Raw genomic sequence first — 13946 nt, 5'->3', positions numbered from 1 at the left:
ACATAAAAAAGGGGGTTCTATAAATGACTAATTTAATAAGCATGGAAAAACCTAATATTGAAAATTCATATATGTCTCCAAAGGAAATATATATGAAAAATAAAAGGTTCGCTAAAATTTCTACTATTTCACATATCTATGATGTAAGTAAATCAACGGTTTATAGATGGCTAGAAAATTTAGATGAACAACAGTTTCCAGGTGTTTATGTAGAATTATCATCTTCATTAAAACTTATTAACTTAGATGAATTCGATAAATATTTATATTCTATGCACAAAAAATACTTATAAAAATCGGAGGATAAAATATGTCAATATTAGTTGAATTACAAGATGTTAAATCATCATTAAGTGTTACGGTAGAAAAATTAACTGGATTGGAAATAACAAATACTTATTACACTGAAGATTATTTTGAAGGAAAAGCACCAGAAACACATGAAGATTTTTTTGAATTTGGAAGATCGTTTTATGAAATGAGACTTGGTAATGAGCAAAGTAATGATTTATTACTTCTTTACATCAAGAGGCTGAAAAATGATATAGCTATGTTGGAACAAACTATTAACTCGTTGCAAAATTAATAAAAATTTTTTGAAAATAAAGTACACAAATTACTTATAAGGAGATTTAATATGGGAAATATTTTATGGAAATTGGATAATGCTGTTACGAAATTAGATATATTAAAAGACAAATTTGAAATGTTAGAAGTAAATTTAACATGGTTTAAAGATAATAATTTTTCTAAGCCAAGTATATCAAAACAATCAGAACTTGAAGTTCATTTTTTAAGTTATAGAAAACAATATGTATTTATAAATCAGCATAGAGATTTACTAGAATTATATCTTAATACAATGGATGAAATACATAGTGAGTTTTTAAAGATATTCAATGAATTAAAGGAGAACGAAGATACAAAAAAACCTGATATCACTACAACCGACGAAAGCGAAGTAATATCAGTGAACATAGGGTTTTAAGGAAAAAACCTTTATTAAATTATAACAAACTTATTGTTAATAGAAAAGCGAAGTAAAGAATTAATATAGTTCTTCTTAAGAAAGGAGGTAGGTAATATGACAGGGTGGATAAGTTTGTATAGAAGCATAGAAAATCATTGGATTTATGAAGAAGATAGAACTTTTTCTAAATTTGAAGCCTGGATAGATATATTACTAATGGTTAATCATACAGATAAAAAAATTACATTAGGAAATGAGTTAATAACTGTAAAAAGAGGTCAAAAAGTAACCAGTATACGCAAATTATGCGACAGATGGAAATGGTCGAATAATAAAGTAAAAAAGTATCTAGATATGTTGCAACATGACGGAATGATATTAATAAAAAGCGACACTAAAAAAACGGTTATAACCGTTGTGAATTATGACAAATATCAAAATCAAGAAATTAAAAAGCGACATAGAAACGACACAGAAGAAACGCAAATGAAACACGATAGCGACACAGAAACGACAGAAATGCATATCAAAAGAGAAACAGACGCATATCAAAAGCACACAAACAATAATGTAAATAATGAATTAATAATGAGTAATAATGTTGTAGTAGAGCCTAATCAGAATAATGACTTTGCAGAAGTTATAAATCTTTATCAAAGAGATATACAGGCCACACCACCACTAACCGTTATAAATAAATTGTCTGATGACTTTGATATGTTCGGAAAAGAAATAATGTTATATGCCATTGAGAAGTCTGCTATTGCAGGTAATAGAGATTATAAATTTATTGATTATCTTACAAAAGAATGGCGTAAACAACAGTTACGAACTCTAGAAGCGGTAGAGCAATATGAAAATAAGAGAAATCATCCTAAGCAGGTAAACAATTTTAGTAATGAAAGAAATGGTGTAACTAATATATTCGGTGATAGACAAGACCTATCTTTTCAGGCTTTAGAACTAAAAAAGGAGAAAAGCGGTATTGCTTCTTTTACTGCAGAAGAATATAAGGCGTATGAAAGATATTATCTTTAAGCAGGGAGGAGGATTGACATGAAAGAGATTATTGCGAAGTCATTTGAAATCAGTGATCCAGTTGCAATTCATAATTATCTTTATGAAAAAGGTAAAGTGAAAAATAAATTGTTATCAGTGAGATATGATGTTGAATGCGATAAATGTGGAAGATTATGTGACATTGCTGAATATGATGATCATATTGAACAATTATGTGATTGTCAGATAAAAGCTAATGTAAGAAGTAAGACATCAAAAAAGATACATTATTACTGGAGAATTAGTAATATACCTGAAAATCTAAAGAAATCAACATTTGAATTATTTGAAAAAGATTTAACTAATAACATCAGAAATATGTATCATGGCTTTAAATATTATGCAAACTCTTTAGAGAAAGAAAATCCAAAGACATTAACAGTGATTGGATCGATGGGGACAGGCAAAACACATTTATCAATTGCATGTGGTAAGGATTTGGTTAAACGGGGGTTCAGTGTTTACTTTACATCTTTTCCAACTCTAATGAGGAATATCAGAGAAACAATGGATAAAGGAAATGATATGACACAAACAGAAATTTTTAAAACTATTGAGCGATGTGATGTTTTTATATTAGATGACATAATGGTTACATCAGGTACACCATATGAAATTAACACGCTTGAAAACATTATAGAGGTACGTCAGGGAAGGGCGAATATATATACTAGCAATCTAAGCAATGATGATTTTAGCCGAAATAAAAACATGCAAAGAATAAAGTCAAGATTATTTGATAGAACTACTACCACAGTATTAAAAGTAATTGGTGATGACTATAGGACACTTCCACCCTTTTAAATATATTGCATAGTTAATATTAGCTAAATCCATAATTCTATCGCTGTAATTTTAAATTCTAGGATAAAACTATCAAAAAATTAATTCTTCTTTGTACATATCCTAAAATGCAAAATATGAGGTGTATATATTGAACAAGGTTGAAAGAAGAGAATATCAAAGAAAGTACCGTGAAAAAAATAAATTGAAAATTGAAAAGAAAAAGAGATTAAAACAATTAGATAAAGAAACAAAACTAAATATATATGCGGAAATAGATAGTAATATACTAGAATTACTTAAAAGTAATAAGAACAAAAGAATTAACAGCATGTCTAAAGCTAGAAGGAAAAGACGAATTGAACTACAAAATGCTATTAAAGTTGAGTTGGAAGCGGAAATTTAGAACTTATTTATTAGACTATTATATGACAGTTATTCCGCTTTTCGTAAACATTGATTAAGAATAACAAGAACTATATATGTAGAATTGTCGATAACTACATATATTTAATAAAGTTAGTAATTACCACATGATGTTATATTAAGTAATACAAATAAAATACCCAGGATAATGGGGCTTTTAGGATATGCTATTTTACGTTTTGTGTGGCTTAGATAACCATACACTATGAGATAATTATTAGATCACGATAGGGATATAGACTGAATTAAACAAGATTCGCAATAATACATCATGTGGTGAGATACTAACTATAATCATCAATGGAGGTCATATAATTGACTATAAGTAAGATATTGTTAAAGAAGTATAGTGAATTGAATATTCATAGAGTTAAAGGTAAAAACAATGTCCAGTGGTAAACAAGAATCATTAATGTCTGAAGCAATAGCAAATATGAACTATATAAAAAATAATAGGGAACTTATCATCAACAACGCTAACGAAATTATGAAAGCAAATAAGCGACAACCATATAAGACTTCATTCACTAAGCTTTCAGATAAACCAAACATTATTAAAAGTAATAGTATAGCTAGACAGAATAAGTTAGTGAATAAGGGAAAACCAATACTAAACATAACTAAAGGAGATAACACAATGAGTAATACAATTAATGAATATGACCTATATATCAGTGGTAAGCTATCTAGTAAAGACTTTGAGGACTATCAACAAGTTCGTACTATATCTATGCAAGAACAATACGCAAATAACAATGGAATCGGTAGGACAGCTAACAGAATGGTTCAGGCTAATAAAAGTGAGGTTACACTTACATCTCATGATAGTTCACTTATTAAACCTTCATTCACTAAACCTTTGTTACTTACTCAGGATGCACCACAGTCATTACGTGGTGTGATGCAGGTAACTGACTTAGATGACATTAGAAGCACTGTATTATTAGATTATGTATCTAAAGATGTAGCTGAATATGAGGGGCTAACAGAGGTTGAACTAAAAGCGTATGAGATTGATTTTAAGTATCACGGTGAACGTGTACTTGCTGAAGTATCTGACACTATAGTTTATTGTAATGATGTTGGTTACTTAGATGAAGCCATTAATACTAATTTAATGAATGCTATGATTGATAAAGAAATGCGATTAATAACAGGTGAAGTTCAAACATCATCGGATGATAGAGATAATTCATATATGAACTTATACCGAACTAAGGATCCAATTAAACAAGTAATGGGAACAACAGTTCTGGAAGCCATCACAAACGCAGTTAAAGATTTGCACAGATCAGTAAGACCATTATCTACACTAGCTATTAACAATGATGATTACATTAAGTTAATGAAAGAACTTGCTTCTATTGGATTAGGTTCTATCGACTTAAAAGCTTACTTTGGAATTAGTAATATCATTGTAAACTCGTATATTAAAGAACCGGTTGTAGGAAACTTTAAATGTTTACATGCTAACTATACATTTAATCAATTTGAGTTTTACAAGAAAACAAGTTTAGGCATTTGTACATTTGTATTAAGCTACATTTATGATATTAACTTTGTTCCGATGGCTTTTAGAATTGCAAAAGTAGCAAATTAATGAAGAGGTCATAGCTTAGTTGCTGTGACCTCTTTTTTGAGGAGTGATTTATATGAGTAACATCAGAAAGAAACAGAAATTTGATTGGTTCTATAAGAAAAAAGCATGGAAAAAGATTAGACTTGTTGCATTAGAACGTGATGATCATTTATGTCAACATTGCTTTGAAAAATACGATGAAATGACACCTGCTGACGTTGTACATCATATTGTATATATCGAACATGATATTCATAAGGCATTAGACATAGATAACTTAATTAGTTTATGTCATGAATGTCACAATCGTGTTCATGGTGAAGATGAAAAGAGGATTAAAACGACGAAGAAAAAAATACGTGAAGAAAATTATCGAAAAAGAAATATTAATGTCGTAAAGTTATAGCCCCCTTCCCTAAGTATTGAGACGAAGCCCATGGACATCGGCGACGGGAGGATCCTGTGTGAAAAAGTTAAAATTTTTGCTTAAAGGGGGTAAAATATATAGATTTAAATTAATGATTATAAAATGAAGATTTTATAAAAATACATCGTTTTTTCAGTGTTATTGAATGCTTTTATGTAAATATATTATAATTGAATATAGGCGGAGGCCTCCTTCCTACGCTAATGTTTTGTGAAATAAAAATTTCTATCAACTTTTGTTCAGCAACAATCTTAAATCCCTGGTTACATGTTAAAAACACGTGATCAGGGATTTTTCAAATATAATATAATAAAAGGTGTATATATATGAAAGAATTTAATGATGATTTACTATTAAACGTTAAGATGACGAGAAAAAACATGATTAAATGCCTGAAAAGATATAGAAAATTAGATGAATTGTGCTTGTTTACGAATGAAATGAGAGTTACAAGTAGTTATTCCGAGAAAATCGTCACACAAAACTATGGGTTAAATAAATTAGAAAAAGTTGTAGATAAAAATATAAAACGTGAGCAATTATTAAAAGAAAGAGAGAACTTAAAAAAAGACATATCTGAATCCTTTAATATATTAGATGAAGAAGAAAGGTTTATTATCGAAAATAAATTTTTGAAAAAATATACTGAATCAGATATTTCATTATATATGGATTTACATATTGGAAAAACTAAGTATTATGATATAAAGAATTCGGCCTTAATGAAAATGGCCATATTTTTGGGTCTTGAGGTATATGAATCGTTATAAACTAATTTATGATAATAAAAAGGGCAGAAAAAGGGCAGAAAAATATTTTTTTGAGAAAAGGAGTGGGAAATGAAGAAATGGAAAGAGTGAGAAAACACTGATATAATGGCTTTTTATTTTTCTGAGAAATACAGAGAAAAATATAATCTAAAGTTACATCTGCTTGGGTGTACTAATTAATATTTAATTTAATAAACCTTTTGGCTATAGGCTTTTCTGAAGCTTATAGCTACTTTTTTAAAATTTTTGATAAAAAAGAGTAAATTTTTATAAAAGTAATTAATCTGTATTGAAAAAGGAGAAATTTTTTTGAAGAAATTTAGTATGAAAGAAATATTTAAAATATCTTATAAACAACCTGACTACTTAAAAACATTAGATAATGAAGATAAGAAAAAATTTAAAAGGTTACCTGAAGATGATAAAAATAGAATTGTATATGAATGGTTAGTTGAAACTGGTCAATGGAATAAAGAAAAAATTGATGAAAATCAAGATAAAAATACTGAAATTAAAACTAATATCAATAATAAGACCATTACAGAGCCTAAAAAGAGTAGTTTGTATACTTTCATTAGTATAACTTTAGTAATTTCTAGCTTATTGACGTTCATAGAGCCTATGTTTGCTTTACTTACTTTAATATTAGTTATCATACTGCTTGTTAAGTTTATAGGTGTATCAAAGAAAGATGTTGAATACATACCTGATCTATATGATGTCAAACATAGTATTTACAATAGACAACAACAAAACAAATTATTACATACGGATAACGAAACATTAGAAGATAAAATACATAGAAATAAAAATACTTTAATCAATCTAGATAAAGATATTGAGAACAAAAAACATATTCTTAATGAAATCAACGAGCAAATTAAACCGAAACTTGAAGATTATAATTTTAATCTCCTATATCCAATTAGTATGTTTGATGATATGTCATCTTATGATATTAAAAATGAAATTAATGAATTGAATATGCAAGAAAAAAGAACATCTAATGTTAATGAAATAATTAATAATGCTGATATTGATAATAAGAAATATGCTAAAAACCAACTTAAACAAATTATTACATTGTTTAATGTAGAATGTGAGTTTTTATTTAATAAATTGACTTCAAATAATTTTGATACTACTTATAATAGGATTATTAAAAACTTTGAACAATTAAATAAACTATTTGAAACTGATGGTGTTCATTTAGAAGATAGCTTTTTACAGATTAAATTAAAAAAATTAGAGCTATTTCATAGATTACAAATAAAACTTCAAGAAGAGGCTGAAATTAGAAAAGAAGAAAGACTTAGAATAGCAGAAGAACAAAAAGCTGAAAGAGAACTTGAAAAGAAGAAGAATGAGATTGCTAAAGAGCAAAAACAATTTAACCAAGAGATTAGTAAATTAATGAAATATTTAGCTTCATCAAGTGATGAGGTGCAAAAACAATTGTATGTAGATAAAATTAATGAATTAAATGGTAAAGTAGAGCAATTAGAAGAAGATAAAAAAGATGTAGAAAATCGTTTATTAAATACTCGTGCTGGATATGTGTATGTTATTTCTAATATTGGTTCATTTGGTGAAAACGTACTTAAAATTGGTGTTACAAGACGTTTAGAACCTATGGATAGAATAAAAGAATTAGGTGATGCATCTGTACCATTTGAATTTGATGTTCATGCCTTAATATTTTCTGAAGATGCACCAAGACTAGAGAACATATTACATAATCGCTTTAGGGATAGAGAAGTAAACAAAGTAAATCATAGAAAAGAATTCTTTAATGTTGATTTAGAAGAAGTTGAACAAGTTGTTAGAGATAACCATAACAATACTGTTCAATTTATTAAAGAGCCTAAAGCTGAACAATACAGAGAGTCTTTGAGATATAATTACTAAAGATATATAGTATGTCGTTAAAGTTTTTAACTATAAAGATATATTTTAGGGTCAGTTTAATTATTAGAAATTCTTAAATGAAAATAATGAAAAATCACATTATTTAGTATAATCTGCTTGGGTGTACTAATTCATAAGATAGACAGTTATCATTTTGATGACTGTCTTTTTTTATTTGGATTTAAATATAATACATTGGAGAAACAAGCATATATTTGATAAGATTTAGTAATGATAAATATTAAGGAGCGATTATTTTGAGATTTTTAACAGCGGGAGAATCACATGGTCCTAAACTAACTGTTATTATAGAAGGTATGCCTTCAAATATGCAGCTTACAAGCGATATGATCAATCAGGAATTATTTAAACGTCAAGGTGGTTATGGCCGAGGTAGACGTATGCAGATTGAAAAAGATACTGTAGAGATAACTTCTGGTGTGAGGCATGGTGTTACACTTGGCTCACCGATTACTTTAGTGATTACAAATGATGATCATAAACATTGGTTGAAAGTGATGGGTGTAGATCCAAAAGATGATACAGAACCTGTAAAGCGCGTTATTACGAAACCACGTCCAGGCCATGCTGATTTAGTAGGCGGCATGAAATATCGCCATCGTGATCTCCGTAATGTGCTAGAACGTTCTAGTGCACGTGAAACGGCTGCGCGTGTTGCAGTAGGTGCTGTCTGCAAAGTGTTATTGAGTCAGCTGGGTATTGATATATTTTCACGTGTCGTTGAAATTGGTGGTGCTAGAGATAATAACGATTATCCAATTCATACGATTAAAGAAAATAATGATAATAATGATGTGCGTTGTATAGATGACTATGTTGCACAACAGATGCGAGATACAATCGATCAGGCAAAATCAAATGGGGATTCTATCGGCGGTGAAGTACAGGTTATTGTAGAGAACGTTCCAGCTGGTTTAGGAAGCTATGTGCATTATGACCGTAAATTAGATGGTAAAGTAGCACAATCTGTTATTAGCATTAATGCATTTAAAGCAGTGTCATTTGGTGCAGGCTATGATATGAAGCATTTACCTGGTAGTCAAGTGCAGGATCCCATTGGTTATAATAAGTCAGGATATTATCGCTTATCTAATCAGCTTGGAGGATTTGAAGGCGGGATGACCAATGGCATGCCAATTATCGTTAATGCTGTAATGAAGCCTATTCCAACACTATACAAACCGCTTGATTCAGTCGATATTAATACAAAGGAAGTATATAAAGCTTCTATAGAACGCAGTGATAGCTGTGCTGTGCCAGCAGCATCAATTGTTTGTGAACATGCTGTTGCTTTTGAGATTGCGAAAGAAATACTAGATGAGTTTCAATCCAATGATTTAGCTCAATTACAGGATAATATTGAACGTCACAAAACTTATATTAAGGAGTTCTAGATGAAACTCATAACAAATTATCAGGTGGACCAAAAGGCGAAAAATTATGAGATTATTGTTTCAGAAAATGCATTGGAACTGGAATATGATCTAAGTCATTATCACAAATGTTATGCATTGATTGATACTTATGTGTATCGTCTTCACAAAGCAAAAATAGATGCATTCATGAAAAGATATGATATTGAAAAAGTGCTGATTCCTTCAGGTGAAGCTGTAAAGACGATGCATCATTTTAGTACAATGATAGAACTACTACTTGAAAAGAATATTAAACGTAATGACTGTCTGATTGCTATCGGTGGAGGGGCTACTGGAGATTTCACAGGATACGTTGCTGCAAGTTTATTGCGCGGTATCTCGTTCATTCAGGTACCGACTACGATTTTGGCTCATGATGCTGCAATCGGAGGTAAGACAGGAATAAATTCTAAACATGGCAAGAATTTAATCGGTGCATTTAAACGACCTGATAGAGTGATATATGATATTTCTTTTTTGAATACTTTAAATGATGCTGAGCTTTTAAGTGGGTTTGCTGAAATCGTGAAGCACGTATTATTGAATGGGAATTACAAAGTAAATCAGATAAGTGATATCGTAAATGATGATTTATCAAGATTAATGCAGGTATTTAATAAACCGGACGACTTAAAAGATATGCTTAAAATGCAAACATGGCTTACTTATGGCATTCAAACAAAACTGAATATCGTTGAGCGTGATGAGTTAGAAAGTGGCGTACGTAAATATTTAAACTTTGGACATACGTTAGGTCATGCTTTAGAATTTTCGCACAAATTGCCACATGGTATTGCTGTTATACATGGGATGATGTATGCGCTTATTTTAAGTGGTTATAAAGATAATATAATCGAAAAGTTTTATCATTGGCTGATTCAGTTAGGTTATCCAGAAGTAGAAGTGAAATCATTTGAACATTATTACGCTCTGCTCAGTAAAGATAAGAAAAATGAGACCGAAAGTATTAGTTTTGTTGTTATGGAGCAACGACAAGGTCATTTAGAAGATGTGTTTTATTTGAAATCATTTGAATACGGCACATTGAAAAAGTCTTTTGAGCGCTGGGTTACTGTATTAAGGAGTTGTTATGGTGAAAAGTAAAGGATTAACAGGTGAGATAAAAGTGCCTGGCGATAAGTCGATCACACATCGTGCGATTATCTTAGGTAGTTTATCGACAGGAAAAATGAAAATTATAGACCCTTTATTAGGTGAAGATTGTTTAAGTACGATTAATATTTTCCGAAAGTTAGGCGTGGATATTCAGATTGATGAAGTAAATAAAGAAATAATAATTAATGCGCAAGGTTATCGTAATTTTGTTGAACCAACACAAGTGCTTGACACGGGTAATTCAGGCACAACGACACGTTTATTGTCAGGTGTACTTGCCGGGCTGCCATTTATGTCTGTGATGAGTGGTGATGATTCAATAGCAAAAAGACCAATGGATCGTGTCATTGATCCATTGCGTTTAATGGGGGTGGATATTACTGGTAGTCAAAAAAATAGTCGTACACCGCTTGTTATCAATTGCATGAATAATGTTGTAAATATTAATGGGATGACATATGATATGCAAGTTAAAAGTGCTCAAGTTAAGTCTGCAATATTATTTGCAGGTTTGTATGCAAAAAGCGATGTAAGGATAAAAGAGCAGGTGACTTCACGTAACCATACAGAACTCATGTTACAACAGTTTGGCGTTGAAGTTGAGAAACAAGATGATTATATTCACTTACCAGCTTATTCCATAGATAAGTTAGTAACTACTGATGTACAAGTACCTGGTGATATTTCTTCTGCTGCATTCTTTATCGTAGCCGGTTTAATCATTCCAGGAAGTCATATTGTCATCAGAAATGTCGGAACAAATATTACACGTTCTGGTATTATTGAAGTTGTACAGGCAATGGGTGGACAAATTTCTTTAAAGTCTGTTTCTGACGGTGCGGAACCGATATGCGATATAGAGGTGAAATATACAGCCCAGTTAAATGCAACAGATGTTTATGGAGACATGATTCCAACATTGATTGATGAAATACCGATTATTGCATTATTGATGACACAGGCACATGGTAGAAGTGTGATACGTGATGCAGAAGAATTGAAGGTAAAGGAAACGAACAGAATAGACAAGGTAGTTGAAAGTTTGAATCAGCTCGGTTATCATTTAGAAGCTACTGATGATGGTATGATAATTTATGGGCATGAAAAAGAATCGATGCTAAACACGCGATTTTCATCTTTTAATGATCATCGTATTGGTATGCTGCTTGCAATTGCGAATTTATTAGAAAATGAAGATATTGAAATTGATCATTTTGAAGCAGTTAATATATCGTATCCATCATTTATGGATGATTTAAGAACACTACAAGGAGGAAAATAATGGATATTTATCAGATCATTGACCAGATTCATCTGCAAAATTTGGACAATCTGGACGAATCAATTGACGGAGCACTATTTACTGATGATCATGACGCTTTATTTCAACTCGGGGATACATTATTGCAATATGGTCTTAATCCACAAGGATTGAAGGTGTTCGCAAGATTATTTGAGTTGTACCCTGATGAACCAGATGTTATGGCTTATTATATTGAATGTTTAATTGACGATAATCAACATGATAAGGCGATAGAGGCACTACATAATACACCACTAACTGTAGAACGTTTAATGTTAGAAGCTGATATCTATCAACAGCAGGATATGCTTGAAGTAGCGATTGAAAAAGTAAAACAGGCATATACGATGTCTAGTGAGGATCCGATTATAAGTTTTGCACTCGCTGAACTATATTATTTTGACGGTCAATATTTACCGGCAGCACGAAGTTATGAATATTTGTTGAATAATGGAATTGACCGTGTCAATAATGTTAATATTCAATCACGCTTAGCTGATTGCGTCTTACAATCTGGTGACTATGAAGAAGCGGTAGAACATTATGAAAAAATAGATGACAAGGATATGCTAAGTGATGATTATTTCAAGATGGCAATCAGTTATCAGAAAGCAGATCGAATAGAACGCAGTATTCAGACATTACAAACCTTATTAGATAAAGATCCGGATTATATGCAGGCTTATTTGTTACTCGTAAACTTGCTAGAAAGCGAACGTAAATACAATGATGCAATCATTGTAGGACAAAAAGGTTTGAGTTTAAATGAGTTTTATAAAGAGTTACTTGTTGATACAGGACGCATCATGATTAAGATGCATAATGAAAAAGGGATTGAATATTTAATTCAGGCCTTAACAATAGATCCATCTTATGTTGAAGCATCACTTTTACTTGCCGATTATTATAGAGAAGAAGAAGCATATGAAGATCTTGTAAAATTATTTGCATATATAGACGAAGAAGATTTAGATCCAACAGTGATGTGGCATCTCGCATATAGTTATCAACAATTGGAAAAAGATACAGAAGCGAAACATTTTTATGCTGAAAGCTATAATGTGCTAAAAGATAATGCATTATTCTTAAAGGATTATTATAACTATGCTCGTGAGATTGCAGATGTAAAACTTGCCGAACAATTGTATGCGCTAATGCTTCAAATCGATCCGAACGCGGATATTGATGATTAATGAATTACAATATCATTGATGAACGTAGTGGGTTCATAAAGTATTTACTCAATCAGTATGAAATTCATGATAAAAATACGGTGTGGTTACTTAATTTAATTAAAGATAAACCAAATATTTTAGAACATATACAATTTAAAAAAACGACCCAACTAAAAGATCAGTTAATCATTTTTAATCATTTTAAAGTACATTTGATATTAAGTCATGGTATTTATACTGATAGTGATGTTATTTTCCATTATCTATTAAATAATGAGCAACCGTTATACGTGAATATATTATTTAGTGATTTGAAATACGATATCATTTGTCAGCAAGAGATAATGTATCAAATTGATTTTCTAGTGATGGATGAAAACGATTTAAACATTGATTATATTGAAATGAAAATAGATTTGTATGAAATATTCACAAATCCTAAGTTATTTAGTTATTTGATTGAACAGATTAACTACGCAATAGAAGACACTTTACTTACAAAAAATCAAACGCGTTTTGCAATGCTTACGCAATTAAAAATTGATTTAGAGGGGAAAAGAAAACATGTTATTTAATCATCAGGATCTAAAAACTTTGCAGGATCAACTTGAATATATCGACACTGCAATTATTCCGGTTGTACCGGTGGATTACTCAAAACATTTGATGGACATCGCTGATCATTATGAAATGATTCAATATGTAACGATGGGAGTAGAACAACAATTTAAAGGTCGTCTGTTAGTAGTACCACCTATTCAGCTCATAGATGATATTAAAATCCTTGATACTATCGAATCACAATTACAAACATTCGGATTTAAAAACCTGGTATTTGTGATACCACAAAAATTTAATCTTGAAAAAGAAAATGTACATAAAATAAATATTTTACCATTAGAAACATTAGATCATGAAATGAAACAGGAGTTCGTACAAGAGAACATCAAATCATTGATGAAATCAATTATTATTTTATGGAATAAATAATGAC

The 13946-nt window shown here is 30.4% G+C and carries 16 protein-coding genes; all 16 read left to right on the top strand.

Features of this window, described 5'->3' with window-relative positions; genetic code table 11:
• Positions 1-23 precede the first annotated feature (23 nt).
• Positions 24-293 carry a helix-turn-helix domain-containing protein gene (locus KFV12_RS07635; protein ID WP_111744924.1) on the top strand — a complete coding sequence of 90 codons (270 nt, stop codon included), beginning with the start codon at positions 24-26 and terminating at the stop codon, positions 291-293.
• Positions 294-310: 17 nt separating this feature from the next.
• A complete protein-coding gene (locus KFV12_RS07630) occupies positions 311-586 on the top strand; it encodes a type II toxin-antitoxin system toxin TscT (protein ID WP_254256492.1) in 276 nt (91 codons plus the stop codon).
• A gap of 51 nt (positions 587-637) precedes the next feature.
• Positions 638-988: a type II toxin-antitoxin system toxin TscT gene (locus KFV12_RS07625; protein ID WP_254256491.1), complete on the top strand. Its 351-nt coding sequence runs from the start codon at positions 638-640 to the stop codon at positions 986-988.
• Between the two features lie 96 nt (positions 989-1084).
• Complete coding sequence (locus tag KFV12_RS07620; protein ID WP_254256490.1) at positions 1085-2008, top strand: DnaD domain protein; 924 nt, start codon at positions 1085-1087, stop codon at positions 2006-2008.
• A gap of 18 nt (positions 2009-2026) precedes the next feature.
• Positions 2027-2833: an ATP-binding protein gene (locus tag KFV12_RS07615; RefSeq protein WP_254256489.1), complete on the top strand. Its 807-nt coding sequence runs from the start codon at positions 2027-2029 to the stop codon at positions 2831-2833.
• A 130-nt stretch (positions 2834-2963) separates the two neighbouring features.
• Entirely contained in the window at positions 2964-3218 is a 255-nt protein-coding gene (locus tag KFV12_RS07610; protein ID WP_254256488.1) for a hypothetical protein, read from the top strand.
• 657 nt (positions 3219-3875) lie between these two features.
• Complete coding sequence (locus tag KFV12_RS07605) at positions 3876-4838, top strand: hypothetical protein (RefSeq protein WP_254256487.1); 963 nt, start codon at positions 3876-3878, stop codon at positions 4836-4838.
• 52 nt (positions 4839-4890) lie between these two features.
• A complete protein-coding gene (locus KFV12_RS07600; RefSeq protein WP_254256486.1) occupies positions 4891-5223 on the top strand; it encodes an HNH endonuclease in 333 nt (110 codons plus the stop codon).
• Positions 5224-5570: 347 nt separating this feature from the next.
• A complete protein-coding gene (locus tag KFV12_RS07595; protein ID WP_254256485.1) occupies positions 5571-6014 on the top strand; it encodes an ArpU family phage packaging/lysis transcriptional regulator in 444 nt (147 codons plus the stop codon).
• A gap of 309 nt (positions 6015-6323) precedes the next feature.
• The gene (locus KFV12_RS07590; protein WP_254256484.1) at positions 6324-7922 is read left to right on the top strand and encodes an SNIPE associated domain-containing protein; all 1599 of its coding nucleotides are present in this window, start codon (positions 6324-6326) and stop codon (positions 7920-7922) included.
• A gap of 257 nt (positions 7923-8179) precedes the next feature.
• Positions 8180-9337 carry a chorismate synthase gene (aroC, locus tag KFV12_RS07585; protein ID WP_254256483.1) on the top strand — a complete coding sequence of 386 codons (1158 nt, stop codon included), beginning with the start codon at positions 8180-8182 and terminating at the stop codon, positions 9335-9337.
• Positions 9338-10462: a 3-dehydroquinate synthase gene (locus KFV12_RS07580; RefSeq protein WP_254256482.1), complete on the top strand. Its 1125-nt coding sequence runs from the start codon at positions 9338-9340 to the stop codon at positions 10460-10462.
• Complete coding sequence (gene aroA / locus KFV12_RS07575) at positions 10449-11756, top strand: 3-phosphoshikimate 1-carboxyvinyltransferase (RefSeq protein ID WP_254256481.1); 1308 nt, start codon at positions 10449-10451, stop codon at positions 11754-11756. The genes KFV12_RS07580 and aroA overlap by 14 nt, the downstream gene beginning before the upstream one ends.
• Positions 11756-12970 carry a tetratricopeptide repeat protein gene (locus KFV12_RS07570; RefSeq protein WP_436970145.1) on the top strand — a complete coding sequence of 405 codons (1215 nt, stop codon included), beginning with the start codon at positions 11756-11758 and terminating at the stop codon, positions 12968-12970. The genes aroA and KFV12_RS07570 overlap by 1 nt, the downstream gene beginning before the upstream one ends.
• A complete protein-coding gene (locus KFV12_RS07565) occupies positions 12970-13527 on the top strand; it encodes a YpiB family protein (RefSeq protein ID WP_254256480.1) in 558 nt (185 codons plus the stop codon). Before KFV12_RS07570 ends, KFV12_RS07565 begins: the two co-directional genes overlap by 1 nt.
• Positions 13517-13942: a DUF2487 family protein gene (locus KFV12_RS07560; RefSeq protein ID WP_111715018.1), complete on the top strand. Its 426-nt coding sequence runs from the start codon at positions 13517-13519 to the stop codon at positions 13940-13942. Before KFV12_RS07565 ends, KFV12_RS07560 begins: the two co-directional genes overlap by 11 nt.
• The last annotated feature ends 4 nt before the right edge of the window (positions 13943-13946 follow it).

Source organism: Macrococcus epidermidis (assembly GCF_024205965.1).
GTDB classification, from domain to species: Bacteria; Bacillota; Bacilli; order Staphylococcales; family Staphylococcaceae; genus Macrococcoides; species Macrococcoides epidermidis.
Note: the sequence above shows the minus strand (reverse complement) of the source record. Positions and strands in the feature narration are given on the sequence as shown.